Origin of the sequence: Kitasatospora albolonga (assembly GCF_039535905.1) — a bacterium.
GTDB lineage: Bacteria > Actinomycetota > Actinomycetes > Streptomycetales > Streptomycetaceae > Kitasatospora > Kitasatospora albolonga.
On the sequence record NZ_BAAAYB010000089.1, the window covers coordinates 151,290 to 168,969 of the forward strand.

Below are 17,680 nucleotides of genomic sequence, written 5' to 3' on the forward strand. Positions count from 1 at the left end.
GTCTGAGGGGGGCCTGGGGGCGGGCCGGCTGATGCAGCATCAGCCGGCCCGGCCTCAATCAGACCTCTTCGACGCTGCTCGGCTCGCGCCGGGACAGGTCAATGCCGAGCTCCTCGGCGGCGCGGAACACGTCCTCGTCGGAGTCACGCATCTCGATGGACGAGCCGTCCGAGGACAGCACCTCCACGTTGAGGCAGAGCGACTGCATTTCCTTGATGAGGACCTTGAAGGACTCGGGAATGCCGGGCTCGGGGATGTTCTCGCCCTTGACGATCGCCTCGTAGACCTTCACGCGGCCCAGGACGTCGTCGGACTTGATGGTGAGCAGCTCCTGCAGCGCGTAGGCCGCGCCGTACGCCTCGAGGGCCCACACCTCCATCTCACCGAATCGCTGACCACCGAACTGCGCCTTACCACCGAGCGGCTGCTGGGTGATCATCGAGTACGGACCGGTCGAACGGGCGTGCAGCTTGTCGTCGACCAGGTGGTGCAGCTTCAGGATGTACATGTAGCCGACCGACACCGGCATCGGGAACGGCTCGCCGGAGCGGCCGTCGAAGAGCCGGGCCTTACCGGTGGAGTTCACCAGGCGCTCACCGTCACGGGTGAGGGTGGTGTGGTCCAGCAGGCCGGTGATCTCGTCCTCGCGGGCGCCGTCGAAGACCGGGGTGGCGAGGTTGGTGCCGCCCTGGACGGTGTCGGCGCCGATCGCCTGCAGGCGCTGGGCCCACTCGTCGGCGAGGCCGGAGACGTCCCAGCCCTGCTTGGCGAGCCACCCGAGGTGGATCTCCAGGACCTGTCCCGGGTTCATTCGGGACGGGACGCCCAGCGGGTTGAGGATGATGTCGACCGGGGTGCCGTCCTCCAGGAACGGCATGTCCTCGACCGGCAGGATCTTCGAAATGACGCCCTTGTTGCCGTGACGGCCGGCGAGCTTGTCACCGTGGGTGATCTTGCGCTTCTGGGCGACGTAGACGCGGACCAGCTGGTTCACGCCCGGGGGAAGCTCGTCCCCCTCCTCGCGGTCGAAGACGCGGACGCCGATGACCTTGCCGGACTCGCCGTGCGGCACCTTCAGCGAGGTGTCGCGGACCTCACGGGCCTTCTCACCGAAGATCGCGCGGAGCAGGCGCTCCTCCGGGGTCAGCTCGGTCTCGCCCTTCGGGGTGACCTTGCCGACCAGGATGTCGCCGGTGACGACGTCCGCACCGATCCGGATGATGCCGCGCTCGTCGAGGTCGGCGAGGACCTCCTCGGAGACGTTCGGGATGTCCCGGGTGATCTCCTCGGGGCCGAGCTTGGTGTCACGGGCGTCGACCTCGTGCTCCTCGATGTGGATCGAGGAGAGGACGTCGTCCTGGACGAGGCGCTGCGACAGGATGATCGCGTCCTCGTAGTTGTGACCCTCCCACGACATGAACGCCACGAGCAGGTTCTTGCCGAGCGCCATCTCGCCCTGGTCGGTGCAGGGGCCGTCGGCCAGCACCTGGTTGACCTCGACGCGGGAGCCCTCGTCGACGAGCACCTTCTGGTTGAAGGAGGTGCCCTGGTTGGAGCGGGTGAACTTGGCGGCGCGGTACGTGTTGTACGTGCCGTCGTCGTTGGCCACGGTGACGTAGTCGGCCGAGACCTCCTGGACGACACCGGCCTTCTCGGCGGTGATCACGTCGGCGGCGTCGACGGCGCAGCGGTACTCCATGCCGGTGCCGACCACGGGTGCCTCGCTCTTCAGCAGCGGCACCGCCTGACGCATCATGTTGGAGCCCATGAGCGCGCGGTTGGCGTCGTCGTGCTCGAGGAACGGGATCATGGCGGTCGCGACCGACACCATCTGGCGCGGCGAGACGTCCATGTAGTCGATCTCGGAGCCCGGGATGTAGTCGATCTCGCCGCCGCGGCGGCGGACCAGGACACGCGGCTCGGCGAAGTGCAGGTCGTCCGTCAGCGGGGCGTTGGCCTGCGCGATGACGAAGCGGTCCTCCTCGTCGGCGGTCAGGTAGTCCACGGCCTCGGTGACGACACCGTCGACGACCTTGCGGTACGGGGTCTCGATGAAGCCGAAGGCGTTGACCCGGCCGTAGGACGCGAGCGAGCCGATCAGACCGATGTTCGGGCCTTCGGGGGTCTCGATCGGACACATGCGGCCGTAGTGCGAGGGGTGCACGTCACGGACCTCGAAGCCGGCCCGCTCACGGGACAGACCACCGGGGCCGAGTGCGGACAGACGACGCTTGTGGGTCAGGCCCGACAGCGGGTTCGTCTGGTCCATGAACTGCGACAGCTGGCTGGTGCCGAAGAACTCCTTGATGGAGGCGACGACCGGCCGGATGTTGATCAGGGTCTGCGGCGTGATCGCCTCGACGTCCTGGGTGGTCATGCGCTCGCGCACGACGCGCTCCATGCGGGCGAGACCCGTACGGACCTGGTTCTGGATCAGCTCGCCCACGTTGCGCAGGCGACGGTTGCCGAAGTGGTCGATGTCGTCGACCTCGACCACGATGTCGCGGCCCTCGTCGTCACGCCACTCGACCTCGCCGGCGTGCAGCTTCACCAGGTACTTGATCGCACCGATGATGTCGGGCTCGGTGAGGACGCCGGAGTCCAGGGACTCCGCGTTGCCCAGCTTGCGGTTCACCTTGTACCGGCCGACCTTCGCGAGGTCGTACCGCTTCGGGTTGAAGTACAGGTTCTCCAGCAGCGTCTGGGCGGCCTCGCGGGTCGGCGGCTCGCCGGGGCGCAGCTTGCGGTAGATGTCGAGGAGCGCGTCGTCCTGGCCCTGGGTGTGGTCCTTCTCCAGGGTGGCGCGCATCGACTCGTACTCGCCGAACTCCTCGAGAATCATCTCGTTGGTCCAGCCGAGGGCCTTCAGCAGCACGGTGACCGACTGCTTGCGCTTGCGGTCGATGCGGACACCGACCATGTCGCGCTTGTCGATCTCCATCTCCAGCCAGGCACCGCGGGAGGGGATGATCTTGCAGGAGTAGATGTCCTTGTCGGACACCTTGTCCAGGCTCGAGTCGAAGTAGACGCCCGGGGAGCGCACCAGCTGCGAGACCACGACACGCTCGGTGCCGTTGATCACGAAGGTGCCCTTGTGGGTCATGAGCGGGAAGTCGCCCATGAAGACCGTCTGAGACTTGATCTCACCGGTCTCGTTGTTGGTGAACTCGGCAGTGACGAAGAGCGGGGCCGCGAACGTGAAGTCGCGGTCCTTGCACTCGTCAATGGAGTTCTTCGGCGGCTCGAAACGGTGGTCGCGGAAGGTCAGCGACATCGACCCGCTGAAGTCCTCGATCGGGGAGATCTCCTCGAAGATCTCCTCCAGACCGGACTTGGTGGGGACGTCCTGACCGTTCTCCAACGCCTCCTCGACCCGCGACCTCCAGGCCGCGTTGCCGAGCAGCCAGTCGAAGCTCTCGGTCTGCAGGGCCAGGAGGTTGGGGACCTCGAGGGGCTCCTTGATCTTCGCGAACGAGACGCGGAGCGGGGCGGTGGATGCGGAATTGTTCGAGGCGTTGCGCGGCGCGGCCAAGAGGGGGGTCCTTCCGAGGGCTCGGAGCTCACTACGCGCGTACCGGCCGGGCCTTGCCGAGGCGGAAAACCCCAGGTCAGGACAGGGGCCACTCCGGGCGACGAGTCACGGAGCAGCTAACAGGCAGCGCAAAGGGACAGTGTAGCCAAAAGGCACACTGCTGACAAGCCCTGATTCGGAGACCGAATCGGAGACCCCTCTCCTACCACTCACCAATGGCCCGGACGCCCCGGGCCACCGCACCTCACGATGAGTCAGTTCCCGTCGGAGCCACGGAATATGCATCCGGAACCGCTCCGACCGCCTGGACCCACCACGCGGGGCGCGCCTTGAGAATCGCGCGCCCGGTGCGGTTCGTCAAGGGCCGCACCGGAGTGCGGACCTCACGCCGTACATCGTCCCAGCAGGCCACCGCGTTACAGACCCCGTGGCGGGCCCTCCGGAGACGACAGCGATCACCATACCCGGACCCGCCGACAGTGGCCGAGCCCACAGTCGGCCAGGACGGTGAACGTCAGGTCCCCGGGAGTGCAAAAAAGGCCGGGCCGACCACCACAGGGGTGATCGGCCCGGCCTCGCGCCCTCTCAGGGAGGGCACTGAGTCACTTGACGGTGACCTTGGCGCCGGCGCCCTCGAGCTGGGCCTTGGCCTTCTCGGCAACGTCCTTGGCGACCTTCTCGAGAACCTTCGCACCGGCGGTGTCGACGAGGTCCTTGGCCTCCTTCAGGCCGAGGGAGGTGAGGGCGCGCACCTCCTTGATGACCTGGATCTTCTTGTCGCCGGCACCGTCGAGGATGACGTCGAACTCGTCCTGCTCCTCGACAGCCTCGCCGCCACCGGCCGGGCCGGCAACGACGACAGCGGCGGCCGGGGCGGCAGCGGTGACGTCGAACTTGTCCTCGAAGGCCTTCACGAAGGCAGCGAGCTCGATGAGGGTGAGCTCCTCGAACTGCGCGAGCAGCTCGTCCTGGGTCAGCTTCGCCATGATTGGCGTCCTTCCACTAGTTCGGCAGGTAGGTGCCGTATGTACGGGTGAAGCGGGCACTGGCCCGCAGCGAGGCGTGAGCCTGCGGAATTACTCCGCGGCCTCGTCCTCAGCGGCGGGAGCCGGCGCGCCGGCACCGCCCTGCTCGACCTTGTCGCGAAGAGCGTCCACGGTGCGGACGAGCTTCGACGGCAGGGCCTGGAAGAGCGCGGCAGCCTGGGACTGCTTGGCCTTCAGGGCACCCGCGAACTTGGCGAGCAGCACCTCGCGGGACTCGAGGTCCGCGAGCTTCTTGATGTCATCGGCGGACAGCGCCTTGCCGTCAAGGACACCGCCCTTGATGATCAGAGCGGGGTTGTCCTTGGCGAAGTCACGCAGAGCCTTCGCCGACTCCACCGGGTCACCGGTGACGAAGGCGACGGCCGTCGGACCAGTGAACTGGTCGTCGAGCTCGGTGATCCCAGCCTCGTTGGCAGCGATCTTGGTCAGCGTGTTCTTCACCACGGCGTACTGGGCGTTCTCGCCCAGCGAGCGACGCAGGGTCTTGACCTGCTTCACCGAGAGACCGCGGTACTCGGTCAGCAGCGCGGCGCTGGAGGAACGGAACTTGTCCGTCAGCTCAGCGACGTCAGCAGCCTTGTCGGGCCTGGCCATAGGCTTACGCCTCCTTCCGTGATGTCGAAGTCAGGCCGACCATCGATCAGCCGACCATCCAAGCCTCGAACCACGGGTGACGAAAAAAGCCCCATGCGCAGGGGCATGGGGCTTGCAGACCTCGACGGCCCCGAAGGACCGGAAATCAAAGGCACCAGACACACCTGCGCGGGCCGCCCGCACGAAGCGGGACCTTCGGTGCCGGCTCCCCCGGAAGGGAAACGGCGACAACCAGCGGTCTTTGGCAGGCTCTACCGTACCCGAGCCTTGCTTTCGGACCAAATCCGGTCAGGAGGCCAGTGGTGGCAAGGGTGCCGTGCCCATGTCCGCGGTGTCCGCCGCGTCCGGGGCCTGCACCGAGAGGGCGCCGCCCCAGTCCTGGTACGTCACCGTGTCGTTGCCCTGGCCGCCCGAGCGGTGCAGGCGGACCAGCTGGTCCTTGCCGTCCAGCCACAGGTCGAGGGTGACGTCCCCGCTGCCGAGCCCGGCCCGGAGCGCCTCCTGGCGGCCGGCCGGCAGCTGGGTCTGGGCGGCGGCGTACCGCTCGGCGCTCAGCACCACCCGGTAGTGCTGGACGGTGAGCTCGTCGACGGTCTCCTCGCCGATGAGCTGCGGACCCTCGGCCGCGACGGCGGCGGTGAGCGCCACCATCGGGTTGAGCCGGTCGACCAGGGCGGCGTACGGGATGTCCCGGGCAGCGCCCTGGGCCGCGTACTTCTCCCAGTGCCGGCCGGCGTTCCGCTCGGCGGTGGCCTGGTCGCCGCCCCGGTAGGCGGTGGTGTCGAGTATCACCAGCTGCTCGGAGCTGCCGGGGCGCTTGAGCCTGAGCACCGTCTTGGGGGCCCAGAACAGCACCCCGGTGGCGGACTCGTCGCCGAGCCGGGCGGAGTACCCGGCCCGGCGGGCGGTGTCCATCGCCAGCTGGGCGGAGAGCAGCACCCCGTGCGGGGAGCGGTCGGTGGGGCTCGGCAGGCCGGTCGGGGTCCGGCTGGCGGAGGGGCTCGGGGTGGGCTTGCCGCCGCCCGAGCCGCCGGAGCCGCAGCTGGCCAGGCCGGCCAGCAGCAGGACGGCCAGTGCCGCGGCCGCGCTGCGCCGTGCCCTCGTCATCCCGTCACCCCGTCCTCGTGCCGCCGCTCCCCCGCCAACCTCTCACGCCGCGGGTCAGCCGCCGAAGCCCTTGAGCAGATCTGCGACCTCGAACACATCGGTGGCCAGCGGCGCGGCGACCTGCGGCGCCCGGCCCAGCTCGCCGTAACGGACCGTCATCTCACCGGCCCGGGACGGGGTCAGGTCAGCGGCCCGGAGCTGGACCAGCTCGTTCCTGCCGTTGATCCAGAGGTCCAGCGCGCCCCCGTTGCGGCCCAGGTCGGCCAGGGCCTGGCGCTTCTGGTCCTCCGTCAGACCGTTGACCAGCGCGTCGGCCACCCCGGTGGCGCGGAAGTGCACGGCCTCCTGGCCGTCCACCGACTCCACGCCGACCTTGGTCAGGCCCGGGCTGCCCGCGCCGGCGGCCAGCGCCACCGACGGGTCCAGCACCCTGGCGAGCACGACCAGCCCGCGGGCGTCCTCGCCGCCGGCCAGCACCTGGGTGCCGCCGGGCTTGGCGTTGGGGTCGACCTTCATCCAGGGCTTCCCGCCGACCAGCGCGGCGGTCTGCTCGGGGGCGCCGACCCAGACGGAGCCGCCGGTGGAGCGGAGCCGGGCCTGGGCGCCGTCCGGCTGGGCCAGCACCAGGTCGATGCCGCCCGGCTGGGCCCAGGCGAAGGAGCCGCCGCCGCCCTGCGCGACCGCGCCGGTGCCGACCGACAGCTTGGCGTTGCCGGCCTTGGCCATCACGCCGTTCGCCGCCAGCAGCACGTCCTTGGCGGCCCCGACCGGGGCCGGGACGGTGCCCGGGGCGGTGCCGCCGGAGCCCCCGGTACCGCCGCCCGCCGTCGGGCTCGCCGAGCCGGCGGCCTCCGAAGCGGCCCCCGAGGGAGCGGTGGAGCCGGTCGCGCCGGCGGAAGCGGTGGTGGACGGCGCGGCCGTGGCGGCGCTCTTCGCGTCGCCGGAGCCGCCGGCCCCGCAGGCCGTCAGCCCGGCCACCAGCAGCGCGGCCAGGGCGGTCACCCGTATCGTGCGCATTCGTGGAACCCCCTACGTCCCGGATCTCGGTAGGCGGACTCTAGTCGACCCGGACAAGCGGACGGGCCCGCACCCCCCGGTGAAGGGGAGTGCGGGCCCGTCGAACGCGGTTACCGCTGGAGCTCGGAGGCTCAGACGGCGGCCGGGTCCTCCTCGACGAGGAGGTTGCGGGTGCGGTTCGGGTCCACCTGGATGCCGGGGCCGATGGTGGTCGAGAACGCGGTCTTCTTGATGTAGCGGCCCTTGGCGGCGGCCGGCTTGGCCCGGAGGACCTCCTCGAGCGCGGCGGCGTAGTTCTCGACCAGCTGGTCATCGGAGAACGAGGTCTTGCCGATGATGAAGTGCAGGTTCGAGTGCTTGTCGACGCGGAACTCGATCTTGCCGCCCTTGATGTCGTTGACAGCCTTGGCGACATCGGGGGTGACGGTGCCGGTCTTCGGGTTCGGCATCAGGCCACGGGGACCGAGCACGCGGCCGAGGCGGCCGACCTTGCCCATGAGGTCCGGGGTGGCGACGACGGCGTCGAAGTCCAGCTTGCCCTTGGCGACCTCGTCGATCAGCTCGTCGGCACCGACGATGTCGGCGCCGGCAGCACGCGCGGCCTCGGCACGCTCGCCGGTCGCGAAGACCAGGACCCGAGCGGTCTTACCGGTGCCGTGCGGGAGGATCACGGTGCTGCGGACCATCTGGTCGGCCTTGCGCGGGTCGACGCCCAGACGCATGGCGACCTCAACGGTGCCGTCGAACTTGGAGGTGGAGGTCGCCTTGGCGAGGCGGACGGCCTCGAGGGGGGCGTAGATCTTGGTGCGGTCGACCTGGGCGTCCGCGGCCTTGAGGGCCTTGCTGCGCTTCACTGCTTCTCCTGAAAGTGATGGAGTTCGTGGTGTACGGGCCGCGCAGGCCCTACCACGGGGTGGACGAGAGGGGTGATCAGCCCTCGACGGTGATGCCCATCGACCGGGCGGTGCCGGCGATGATCTTCGACGCGGCGTCCAGGTCGTTGGCGTTCAGGTCGGGGAGCTTGACCGTGGCGATCTCGCGCACCTGAGCCGCGGTCAGCTTGGCGACCTTGGTCTTGTGCGGCTCGGCCGAGCCCTTGTCCACGCCGGCGGCCTTCAGGATGAGGCGCGCGGCCGGCGGCGTCTTCGTGATGAAGGTGAAGGTGCGGTCCTCGTAGACCGTGATCTCCACCGGCACGATCATGCCGCGCTGCGACTCGGTCGCGGCGTTGTAGGCCTTGCAGAACTCCATGATGTTCACGCCGTGCTGGCCCAGCGCGGGGCCGACCGGCGGGGCCGGGTTGGCCGCGCCGGCGTTGATCTGGAGCTTGATGAGCCCCGTGACCTTCTTCTTCTTGGGAGGCATGCTCTCCGGGTCCTTCCGAGAGTGGTTTGCTGGTGCGTCCGGCGGTCGGGGCGACACCCGTCCGGGTGGACACACATCGGACCAGGCTAACCGTTGTCGGCGCCTGGACCAAAACGAGTTCGGGGCGGGGCCGAAGCCCCGCCCCGAACTCGAAGCTCAGTGTCAGTTCTTCTGGATCTGGTCGAACGACAGCTCGACCGGGGTCTCGCGACCGAAGATCTCGACCAGGCCCTTGACCTTCTTCGAGTCCGGGTTGATCTCGTTGATGGTCGCCTGCAGGGTGGCGAACGGACCGTCGGTGACGGTGACCGAGTCGCCGACCTCGAAGTCGAGCACCTGGACCTCGACCGGACGGATCGGCGAGGCCTTGCCGGCCTCCTTGGCCGCCTGGCGCTCCACGTCGGGGGCGAGCATCTTGACGACCTCGTCCAGGGTCAGCGGGTACGGGTCGTAGGCGTTGCCGACGAAGCCGGTGACGCCGGGGGTGTTGCGCACGACGCCCCAGGACTCCGGGGTGAGGTCCATGCGGACCAGCACGTAGCCGGGGAGCTTGTTCTGCCGGATGGTCTTGCGGTCGCCGTTCTTGATCTGGACGACCTCCTCCTGCGGCACCTGCGAGTCGAAGATGTAGTCCTCGACGTTGAGCGAGACGGCGCGCTGCTCGAGGTTCTGCTTCACGCGGTTCTCGTAGCCGGCGTAGGTGTGGATGACGTACCACTCGCCCGGCGCGGTGCGCAGCTCCTCGCGGAAGGCGGCCACCGGGTCGACCTCGACCTCGGGCTCCTCGACCTCGACCTCGACCTCGGCCTCCGCCTCGGCGGCCTCGTCCTCGTCCTCGTCCTCGGCGTCGGAGCCGACGGCCTGGAGGGCGGCGGCGAAGGCGTCGTCCTCGTCGAGCTCGTCCTCGTCCACCTCGTGCACGGCGGCCTCCTCGGCGGGCTCGCCCGCCTCGGCCTCGTCCGCAGCCTCGACCTCGTCCTCGTCCGAGTCGACCGCGTCCACGATCTGCTCGGCGTCCTCGACGTCGGCAGCCTCGACGTCGGCGGCCTCGGCGGCGAGGTCATCCGCCTCGCGGACGGTCTCGTCGGCGTCGTACAGGGGGGAGTCAGACACGGTGGCTGCTTCTTTCCTGGAAGTGAGATGGAACGGCTCCGGGCCTTCCGGCGCCACGGCGGGCGCGCTGCGGGAACGACTCGGACCTCCAACAGTACCGAGTCAACGGTAGCGGGAACGCCCGGAGTGCGCCGACAGCTCGACCCGGACCGTCAGGACGGCCCGGGTCGGGGAGTGGAGCGGGAGGTGACGGCGGATCAGCCGAACACCCACAGGCTGAGCTTGGAGAAGCCGTAGTCGAGACCGGAGACGAGGCCCATCACCACGACCACGAAGACCACCACGACGATGGTGTACTGGGTCAGCTGGTTGCGGGAGGGCCAGACCACCTTGCGGAGCTCGGCGATGATCTGCCGGTAGAACAGCGCGGCGCGGGCGAAGACGCCCTTCTTGGCGCGCTTGCCGGCCTTCTTGTCGCCACCCTCGGCCTTCTTGGCGCGCTTGCGGTCGCGGCGCGACAGCGCCTCGTCGGCAGGCGTGGCCTCCGCGGCACCCTCGGGGTTGCCGCTCTCAGGCGTTGCGGTGGAGCCCGTGGTCTCCGTCACTCGTCCTCACCTGAATCCGGGTCCTGCCGAGCGTCGCGTCGCGGGTGCGGGCGATCCGGCGAATGCAGTGCTGAAAGGTGCCCTCTCCGCATCAAGCCCGCTCGCTCCAGTGGAGCGAACGGGCTGAGTACGGTTCAAGCAGCAGGGCAAGAGGGACTTGAACCCCCAACCGCCGGTTTTGGAGACCGGTGCTCTACCAATTGAGCTATTGCCCTACGGGGCCTTGTGGGCTCCGGAGATGTCTCACAACCTACCGCATCCTGGCCGCTGCGTTCACTACGCCTCGGTGTGGAGCTGCACTTCGGGAGCCATCGAGCAGTGAGTGTACGTGTTCCGGGCCGTCAGGTCGAACCCCATTCACCAAGGTGGGGCGCAAGCCGTACGCAATGCGGACCGATCGGTACGCATCCTGGACCCTCGTGCCCCCGGAGCACCCTCTCTGCGACGATGGCGGGCATGAGCGCTCCCACCCCCAGCAACCGCCCCTCGGACCGCCGTGTCTCCGCCCGGATCGGCGCCATCGCCGAGTCCGCCACCCTCGCGGTGGACGCCAAGGCGAAGGCCCTCAAGGCGGCCGGCCGCCCCGTGATCGGCTTCGGCGCCGGCGAGCCCGACTTCCCGACCCCGGACTACATCGTCGCGGCGGCCGTCGAGGCCTGCCAGGACCCGAAGAACCACCGCTACACCCCGGCCGGCGGTCTGCCGGAGCTCAAGGCCGCCATCGCCGCCAAGACGCTGCGCGACTCGCGGTACGAGGTGGACGCCTCCCAGGTGCTGGTCACCAACGGCGGCAAGCAGGCGATCTACGAGGCCTTCGCCGCGATCCTCGACCCGGGCGACGAGGTGATCATCCCGGCCCCGTACTGGACCACCTACCCCGAGGCCGTGAAGCTGGCCGGCGGCGTGCCGGTCGACGTCGTCTCCGACGAGACCACCGGCTACAAGGTCTCGGTGGAGCAGCTGGAGGCGGCCCGGACCGAGCAGACCAAGGTGGTCCTGTTCGTCTCGCCGTCCAACCCGACCGGCGCGGTCTACACCGAGGCCGAGGCCGAGGCGATCGGCCGCTGGGCGCTGGAGCACGGCCTCTGGGTGCTCACCGACGAGATCTACGAGCACCTGGTCTACGGCGACGCGACCTTCACCTCGCTGCCGGCCCTGCTGCCCGAGCTGGCCGACAAGTGCATCGTGGTCAACGGCGTGGCCAAGACCTACGCGATGACCGGCTGGCGGGTGGGCTGGCTGATCGGCCCCAAGGACGTCGTCAACGCGGCCGCCAACCTGCAGTCGCACGCCACCTCCAACGTCTCCAACGTGGCGCAGCGCGCCGCGCTGGCCGCCGTCTCGGGCGACCTGTCGGCCGTGGACGAGATGAAGGAGGCGTTCGACCGCCGCCGCAAGACCATCGTCCGGATGCTCAACGAGATCGAGGGCGTGCTCTGCCCCGAGCCCGAGGGCGCGTTCTACGCGTACCCCTCGGTCAAGGAGCTGCTGGGCAAGGAGATCCGCGGCAAGCGTCCGGCCACCTCCGCCGAGCTGGCCGCGCTGATCCTGGACGAGGCCGAGGTCGCGGTCGTCCCGGGCGAGGCCTTCGGCACCCCGGGCTACCTGCGCCTGTCGTACGCGCTCGGCGACGCCGACCTGGTCGAGGGCATCAGCCGGATGCAGAAGCTGCTGGGCGAGGCCCGCGACTGACGCTCCGTCACCCCGCGCGCACCGCCCCTTTCACTCCTTCGGAGGACGTGAGAGGGGCGGTTCCCGTTCGGGGGTGTCATGCGGCAGGATCGGTGAATGGATCAGCCTCGCGACGTACGGGCCCTGCCGAAGGCCCACCTGCACCTGCACTTCACCGGTTCGATGCGGCCCGCCACCCTGCTGGAGCTGGCCGAGAAGCACCGGGTCCGGCTGCCGGAGGCGCTCAGCTCGGGCGAGCCGCCCAGGCTTCGGGCCACCGACGAGCGCGGGTGGTTCCGCTTCCAGCGGCTGTACGACACAGCGCGCTCGGTGCTGCGGGACGAGTCGGACATCCGGCGGCTGGTGCGGGAGACGGCCGAGGACGAGGCCCTGGACGGCTCGCGCTGGCTGGAGATCCAGGTCGACCCGACCTCGTACGCGCCCCGGCTCGGCGGGCTGATCCCCGCGCTGGAGCTGATCCTGGACGCCACCCGGGAGGCCTCCGCGGCCACCGGCGTCGGGATCCGGGTGCTGGTCGCGGCGAACCGGATGAAGTCCCCCATGGACGCCCGGACGCTGGCCCGCCTGGCCGTCCGGTACGCCGACCAGGGGGTGGTCGGCTTCGGGCTCTCCAACGACGAACGGCGCGGCCTGGCACGGGACTTCGACCGGGCCTTCACCATCGCCCGCAAGGGCGGCCTGCTGGCCGCCCCGCACGGCGGAGAGCTCTCCGGGCCGGAGTCGGTCCGGGACTGCCTGGACGACCTCGGGGCCGGCCGGATCGGGCACGGGGTGCGGGCCGCCGAGGACCCGCGGCTGATGCAGCGGCTGGCGGACCGTCAGGTGACCTGCGAGGTCTGCCCGTCCTCCAACGTCTCGCTCGGGGTCTACGAGGAGCCCGGGCTGGTGCCACTGCGCGCCCTCTTCGAGGCCGGGGTGCCGCTCGCGCTCGGCGCGGACGACCCGCTGCTGTTCGGCTCCCGGCTGGCCGCCCAGTACGACCTGGCGCGGGACGTGCACGGCTTCTCGGACGCCGAACTCGCCGAGCTGGCACGGCAGTCGATCAGGGGATCGGTCGCGCCGGAGGACGTCCGCAAGGTGCTGCTGGCGGACGTGGACGCCTGGCTGGCCGCGGACCCGGCGTGACCGACGGGCCGGCGGACCCGGCGGGCTGACGGGCTGACGGGCTGACGGGCTGACGGGCTGACGGGCTGACGGGCTGACCTACAGGCTGACGCCCACCATCACCGGCTCGTTCACCAGCTCCACCCCGAAGGCGGCCCGGACGCCGTCCCGGATCTCCCGGGCCAGCGCGAGCAGGTCCTCGGTGGAGGCGGCGCCCCGGTTGGTGAGGGCCAGGGTGTGCTTGGTGGAGAGGGTGGCCGGCCCGGAGCCGTAGCCCTTGCCGAAGCCGGCCCGGTCGATCAGCCAGGCCGCGGAGGTCTTGGTGCAGCCGTCCGGCGCGGGGTAGGCCGGGGCGGTGAGCTCCCCCAGCCGGGCCTGGAAGTCGGCGTACTGAGCGGCCGTCAGGACCGGGTTGGTGAAGAAGGAGCCGGCCGACCAGGTGTCGTGGTCCGCCGGGTCGAGCACCATGCCCTTGCCGGCCCGCAGGCCGAGCACGGTCTCGTACGCCTGCCGCAGGCCGATCCGCTCGTCCTGGCCGACGCCGAGCGCCTTGGCGACCTCGGCGTAGCGGACGGGGGTGGAGAGGCCGCCGGCGTCCTCCAGCCGGAAGCGGACCCGCAGGACCACGTAGCGCTCCGGGTCGGCCTTGAAGCGGCTGTGCCGGTAGGAGAACGCGCAGTCGGCGTTGGCCAGGGTGACGGTCTCGCCGGCCCGGCGGTCGTACGCGACCACCTCGGTGATGCCGGTGGACACCTCCTGGCCGTAGGCGCCGACGTTCTGCACGGGGGTGGCCCCGGCCGAGCCGGGGATGCCGGCCAGGAACTCGATCCCGGCCAGGCCCGCGTCCACGGTGCGGGCCACCGCGTCCGCCCAGACCTCGCCGGCGGCGAGCTCCAGCAGGGTGCCGTCCAGGGCGAAGCCGGTGGTGGCGATCCGCAGCACGGTGCCCTCGAAGCCGGCGTCGCCGATCACCAGGTTGGAGCCGCCGCCGATCACCAGCAGCGGCTCCCCGGTCTCGTCGGCCTTGCGGACGGTCTCGACCACCTCGGCGTCGGTGGTCGCGGTGACCAGCCGGCGGGCCGGGCCGCCGAGGCGCAGCGTGGTCAGCGGGGCGAGGGGGGCGTCCAGTTCAACGAGCACGCCCCCCAGCCTAGCCGCGGCTCACTTCAGCCTGACGACCGCGCGGGACATGCCGAGCACCTTGTTGTCGCCGTTCTTGGCGAGCAGGTCGACCCGGACCTTGTTGTCGTCCAGCAGGGCGGCCACCTTGGCGGACACCTCGATGGTGGTGCCGACGCCGTCGTTGGGGACGGGGACCGGCTTGGTGAAGCGGACGCCGTACTCGACCACCGCGCCCGGGTCGCCGACCCAGTCGGTGACCACCCGGATCGCCTCGGCCATGGTGAACATGCCGTGGGCGATGACGTCGGGGAGGCCGACCTCCAGGGCGAACTTCTCGTTCCAGTGGATCGGGTTGAAGTCGCCGGAGGCGCCCGCGTACTGGACCAGTGTGGCGCGGGTCACCGGGAAGGACTGGGCGGGCAGTTCGGTGCCGACCTCGACCGAGTCGTAGGTGATGCTCATCTCGTTCACTCCCCCTGCGCGGTGTCGGCGGTGTCGGCGGCGCGGGCGACGAGGGTCATGACCGCGGTGACCACGTGCTCGCCGCTCTCGTCGTGCACGGCGCCGCTGACGGTCAGCACGTCGTTGCCGGCCAGCGACTTGATGGCGTCGATCACGATGGCGACGCTCAGCCTGTCCCCCGCCTGCACCGGCCGGGAGTAGAGGAACTTCTGGTCCCCGTGCACCACCCGGCTGTAGTCCAGGCCGAGTTCCGGGTCGTTCACCACCTGGGCGGCCGCCTGGAAGGCGATCGCGAACGGGAAGGTGGGGGGCGCGATCACGTCCGGGTAGCCGAGCGCCTTCGCCGCCTCCACGTCGGTGTACGCCGGATTGGCGTCCCCGACCGCGACCGCGAACTCGCGGATCTTCTCGCGGCCGACCTCGTAGGGTGCGGTGGGCGGGTAGGTCCGCCCGATGAACGAGGGGTCGAGAGCCATGGGCCACTCCTCTGACGGTGGGTCACGCTGTGCGGTGGTACGGGAGATGCAGAAAAAGCTCCAGGCCGTGCCCCCTTGCGGGAGACACGGCCTGGAGCCAAGAGCCTGATCACACCAGGCCCGGTGACGCCCTACGGGGTCAGCGGGTCTCGCGGTGCGCGGTGTGCGAGTTGCAGCGGGGGCAGTGCTTCTTCAGCTCAAGACGGTCCGGGTCGTTACGCCGGTTCTTCTTGGTGATGTAGTTCCGCTCCTTGCACTCCACGCAGGCCAGCGTGATCTTCGGGCGGACGTCGGTGGCAGCCACGGGAGTGCCTTCCTTGGACAACGATTGATGACACGACAAGAGTAGCCGATCGGGAGTTGATCCCCCCGATCGACTACGCGGGTAGCGGTGACCGGACTTGAACCGGTGACACAGCGATTATGAGCCGCTTGCTCTACCAACTGAGCTACACCGCTGAGATGATCGAGCTTCGGATCCGGAGATCCTCGGCTTCCTCACCAGAGCCCCCATGCGGAATCGAACCGCAGACCTTCTCCTTACCATGGAGACGCTCTACCGACTGAGCTATAGGGGCGAACGAGGAAGAGATTACACGTTTCCCGGCCAGAGGTGAAATCCGTTCCCCGACCGGAAGATCGCAGGTGGACGGCTCGTACGGGCACTCCCCCGCAGGACCGCCGTTCGATCGCGCCGTGGAACCCACGGAACGGCCGGCGGCCTCCCGGAGCCGCCGGCCGCGACCGTGCGACAGCGGCGACCACCGCGACCGCGGCCCGACCCGATACGACTTATGCCAGCCTCCGAGCACCTCGCACCCGGGCCCCATAGGCTCGACGCTCACTGATCTTGCGGCTCCCGGACCGCCCGGCGGGCCGCCGGGCAACGAGGAGCCGGCCGATGACCGCGGACAGCGCACCCGCCGACGGGCCGCACCAGGGCGAGGAACCCGCACGCAGCGGCAACCCGCTGGGCCACGGCCCCGTCCTGCTGCTCACCAACGCCCGGCTGACCGACGGCCGACTGGTGGACGTGCGGATCAGCGGCGACCGGATCCAGGCCGTCGGCACCTGCGGCTCCCTGGGCCCGCTGCCCGCCCTGCCCGGCGCCCCGACCACCACCACCGGCGCCAAGATCGACCTCAGCGGCTACCTGCTGCTGCCCGCGCCCGCCGAACCGCACGCCCACTACGACGTCGCCTTCTCCGCCGCCCTGCAGACCCCGCCCCCGGAGACCCCGGCTGAGCTGGTCCGCCGGGTCACCGAGGCCGCGCTCACCGCACTCGGGTACGGCGCCACCGCGCAGCGCACCCACGTCCGGATCGGCGACGTGCACGGGCTGCGCCGGCTGGAGGCCGTACTGACCGCCCGTCAGGCCCTGCGCGGACTGGCCGACCTCCAGGCGGTGGCCGTACCCCGCCTGCTCACCGGCCGGGCCGGGGCGGACGGCCGGGCCCAGCTGCGGGAGGCCCTCAAGCTCGGCGCCACCGCCGCCGGCGGCTGCCCCGACCTCGACCCGGACCCGGTCGGCTACGTCCAGGTGCTGCTGGAGGCCGCCCGGGAGGCCGACTGCCCCGTGGACCTGCACACGGCCGGCGCGGATCCGGCCCAACTCGCGCGGCTGGTGGCGGCGTTGGCGCCGCTGCGGCCGCGGGTGACGATCGGGCCGCTGTCCGCGATGGCGGTCGGCGGCGGGGCGGGCGGGGCGGGCGGTTCGGGCGGTTCGGGCGGTTCGGGCGGGCCAGGTTCGGGCGGGGCAGGCGGTTCGGGTGGTGGGGCCGCCGCCGCGCTGGCCGCGGCCGGGCTGCGGGTGGTCTGCCTCCCGCAGAACGGCCACTGCGTCGGGCTGGAAGGGCCAGCTCATGCCCTCCGGGCTTCCCTGGTACGGGAGTTGAGCGAGGCCGGGGTGATCCTCGCCGCCGGTGGCGGCGCTCTCCGGGACACCGGCAACCCGGTCGGCCGGGCCGACCCGCTGGAAGCCGCCTACCTGCTCGCGGGCGGCGGCGGACTCAGCCCCGAGGCCGCGTACGAGGCGGTCTCCAACCAGGCCAGGATCGCGCTCGGGCTGCCGCCGGTCCGGGTGGACGCCGGGTTCCCGGCGGAGCTGCTGGCCGTCCGGGGCGACTCGGTGGCCGGGGTACTGGCGGGCGGGCACAGCCGGCTGGTGATCCACAGCGGGCGGGTGGTGTCGCGGACCAGCGCGGTGCGGGAGTTCGCCGACACGGTGGCACTGGCGCTCCCCCGGCAGAACACGCCCGGATAGCGGGGACGAGCCCCGCCGAGCTGCGGGCGGCCCTCTCAGGCGCCGGCCCGAGCCGGGCTCCGCCCTGCCCATCGGCACCCGACGGCGTGGGTGGGGGTGGCCGGCCCGACGTCCCGGCGGTCGCCGGTTGGGAAGACGATCAGCTCTGACGGAGGACTCCCGGCGCGGTGGCCGAGACGCTTCAGCAGACGACTGGCGGGCCCACCACCCCCACAACACACTCTCCTGGCTCGCAGATGTAA

16 protein-coding genes and 3 tRNA genes are annotated in these 17,680 nt (G+C 70.6%); 3 read left to right on the forward strand and 16 right to left on the reverse strand.

Going from position 1 to position 17,680, the window contains the following annotated elements:
• Positions 1 to 58 precede the first annotated feature (58 nt).
• The 10 genes from rpoB to ABD946_RS22455 form a co-directional block, all read right to left on the reverse strand.
• Positions 59 to 3,532 carry a DNA-directed RNA polymerase subunit beta gene (gene rpoB, locus ABD946_RS22410; RefSeq protein WP_345286282.1) on the reverse strand — a complete coding sequence of 1,158 codons (3,474 nt, stop codon included), beginning with the start codon at positions 3,530 to 3,532 and terminating at the stop codon, positions 59 to 61.
• Positions 3,533 to 4,134: 602 nt separating this feature from the next.
• Positions 4,135 to 4,518, reverse strand: a complete 384-nt coding sequence (gene rplL / locus ABD946_RS22415) for a 50S ribosomal protein L7/L12 (protein WP_345286284.1) — start codon at positions 4,516 to 4,518, stop codon at positions 4,135 to 4,137.
• Positions 4,519 to 4,608: 90 nt separating this feature from the next.
• Entirely contained in the window at positions 4,609 to 5,172 is a 564-nt protein-coding gene (rplJ, locus tag ABD946_RS22420) for a 50S ribosomal protein L10 (protein WP_345286286.1), read from the reverse strand.
• A 288-nt stretch (positions 5,173 to 5,460) separates the two neighbouring features.
• Positions 5,461 to 6,279 carry an SCO4651 family lipoprotein gene (locus ABD946_RS22425; RefSeq protein ID WP_345286288.1) on the reverse strand — a complete coding sequence of 273 codons (819 nt, stop codon included), beginning with the start codon at positions 6,277 to 6,279 and terminating at the stop codon, positions 5,461 to 5,463.
• 54 nt (positions 6,280 to 6,333) lie between these two features.
• Positions 6,334 to 7,296 (reverse strand): SCO4651 family lipoprotein, encoded by a 963-nt coding sequence (locus tag ABD946_RS22430; RefSeq protein WP_345286290.1) that lies wholly within the window; start codon positions 7,294 to 7,296, stop codon positions 6,334 to 6,336.
• Between the two features lie 131 nt (positions 7,297 to 7,427).
• Positions 7,428 to 8,150, reverse strand: coding sequence for a 50S ribosomal protein L1 (gene rplA / locus ABD946_RS22435; RefSeq protein WP_345286292.1), 723 nt, complete (start codon positions 8,148 to 8,150; stop codon positions 7,428 to 7,430).
• A 76-nt stretch (positions 8,151 to 8,226) separates the two neighbouring features.
• Positions 8,227 to 8,661 carry a 50S ribosomal protein L11 gene (rplK, locus tag ABD946_RS22440; protein WP_345286294.1) on the reverse strand — a complete coding sequence of 145 codons (435 nt, stop codon included), beginning with the start codon at positions 8,659 to 8,661 and terminating at the stop codon, positions 8,227 to 8,229.
• Positions 8,662 to 8,823: 162 nt separating this feature from the next.
• Positions 8,824 to 9,774, reverse strand: coding sequence for a transcription termination/antitermination protein NusG (gene nusG, locus ABD946_RS22445; protein WP_380149370.1), 951 nt, complete (start codon positions 9,772 to 9,774; stop codon positions 8,824 to 8,826).
• 197 nt (positions 9,775 to 9,971) lie between these two features.
• Complete coding sequence (gene secE / locus ABD946_RS22450; protein WP_380149372.1) at positions 9,972 to 10,319, reverse strand: preprotein translocase subunit SecE; 348 nt, start codon at positions 10,317 to 10,319, stop codon at positions 9,972 to 9,974.
• A gap of 142 nt (positions 10,320 to 10,461) precedes the next feature.
• Positions 10,462 to 10,534, reverse strand: a tRNA-Trp gene (locus tag ABD946_RS22455).
• A 241-nt stretch (positions 10,535 to 10,775) separates the two neighbouring features.
• On the opposite strand from ABD946_RS22455, the gene ABD946_RS22460 reads away from it, so the two are divergent.
• Together ABD946_RS22460 and ABD946_RS22465 are read left to right on the forward strand one after the other, a co-directional pair.
• Positions 10,776 to 12,011 (forward strand): pyridoxal phosphate-dependent aminotransferase, encoded by a 1,236-nt coding sequence (locus ABD946_RS22460; RefSeq protein ID WP_345286296.1) that lies wholly within the window; start codon positions 10,776 to 10,778, stop codon positions 12,009 to 12,011.
• A gap of 96 nt (positions 12,012 to 12,107) precedes the next feature.
• Positions 12,108 to 13,136, forward strand: a complete 1,029-nt coding sequence (locus ABD946_RS22465) for an adenosine deaminase (RefSeq protein WP_345286298.1) — start codon at positions 12,108 to 12,110, stop codon at positions 13,134 to 13,136.
• 78 nt (positions 13,137 to 13,214) lie between these two features.
• On the opposite strand, the gene ABD946_RS22470 is transcribed toward ABD946_RS22465, so the two are convergent.
• The 6 genes from ABD946_RS22470 to ABD946_RS22495 form a co-directional block, all read right to left on the reverse strand.
• Complete coding sequence (locus tag ABD946_RS22470) at positions 13,215 to 14,255, reverse strand: UDP-N-acetylmuramate dehydrogenase (RefSeq protein ID WP_345286300.1); 1,041 nt, start codon at positions 14,253 to 14,255, stop codon at positions 13,215 to 13,217.
• Between the two features lie 21 nt (positions 14,256 to 14,276).
• Complete coding sequence (locus ABD946_RS22475; RefSeq protein WP_345286305.1) at positions 14,277 to 14,699, reverse strand: MaoC family dehydratase; 423 nt, start codon at positions 14,697 to 14,699, stop codon at positions 14,277 to 14,279.
• Positions 14,700 to 14,704: 5 nt separating this feature from the next.
• Positions 14,705 to 15,175, reverse strand: a complete 471-nt coding sequence (locus ABD946_RS22480) for an FAS1-like dehydratase domain-containing protein (protein ID WP_345286306.1) — start codon at positions 15,173 to 15,175, stop codon at positions 14,705 to 14,707.
• Positions 15,176 to 15,314: 139 nt separating this feature from the next.
• Entirely contained in the window at positions 15,315 to 15,479 is a 165-nt protein-coding gene (gene rpmG, locus ABD946_RS22485; RefSeq protein ID WP_014144273.1) for a 50S ribosomal protein L33, read from the reverse strand.
• Positions 15,480 to 15,561: 82 nt separating this feature from the next.
• Positions 15,562 to 15,634, reverse strand: a tRNA-Met gene (locus ABD946_RS22490).
• 46 nt (positions 15,635 to 15,680) lie between these two features.
• Positions 15,681 to 15,753, reverse strand: a tRNA-Thr gene (locus tag ABD946_RS22495).
• 323 nt (positions 15,754 to 16,076) lie between these two features.
• Between ABD946_RS22495 and ABD946_RS22500 the strand changes: the two genes are divergently transcribed.
• On the forward strand, positions 16,077 to 17,438 hold the full coding sequence (locus ABD946_RS22500) for an amidohydrolase family protein (RefSeq protein ID WP_345286308.1): 1,362 nt from the start codon (positions 16,077 to 16,079) through the stop codon (positions 17,436 to 17,438).
• Positions 17,439 to 17,680 lie beyond the last annotated feature (242 nt).

What these genes read in the sequence shown, in the direction of transcription:
- rplL (WP_345286284.1), bottom strand. Translation starts at nt 4,518, where the DNA reads ATGGCGAAGCTGACCCAGGACGAGCTGCTCGCGCAGTTCGAGGAGCTC.
- rplJ (WP_345286286.1), bottom strand. Translation starts at nt 5,172, where the DNA reads ATGGCCAGGCCCGACAAGGCTGCTGACGTCGCTGAGCTGACGGACAAG.
- ABD946_RS22425 (WP_345286288.1), bottom strand. Translation starts at nt 6,279, where the DNA reads ATGACGAGGGCACGGCGCAGCGCGGCCGCGGCACTGGCCGTCCTGCTG.
- ABD946_RS22430 (WP_345286290.1), bottom strand. Translation starts at nt 7,296, where the DNA reads ATGCGCACGATACGGGTGACCGCCCTGGCCGCGCTGCTGGTGGCCGGG.
- rplK (WP_345286294.1), bottom strand. Translation starts at nt 8,661, where the DNA reads ATGCCTCCCAAGAAGAAGAAGGTCACGGGGCTCATCAAGCTCCAGATC.
- ABD946_RS22460 (WP_345286296.1), top strand. Translation starts at nt 10,776, where the DNA reads ATGAGCGCTCCCACCCCCAGCAACCGCCCCTCGGACCGCCGTGTCTCC.
- ABD946_RS22465 (WP_345286298.1), top strand. Translation starts at nt 12,108, where the DNA reads ATGGATCAGCCTCGCGACGTACGGGCCCTGCCGAAGGCCCACCTGCAC.
- ABD946_RS22475 (WP_345286305.1), bottom strand. Translation starts at nt 14,699, where the DNA reads ATGAGCATCACCTACGACTCGGTCGAGGTCGGCACCGAACTGCCCGCC.
- ABD946_RS22480 (WP_345286306.1), bottom strand. Translation starts at nt 15,175, where the DNA reads ATGGCTCTCGACCCCTCGTTCATCGGGCGGACCTACCCGCCCACCGCA.
- ABD946_RS22500 (WP_345286308.1), top strand. Translation starts at nt 16,077, where the DNA reads ATGACCGCGGACAGCGCACCCGCCGACGGGCCGCACCAGGGCGAGGAA.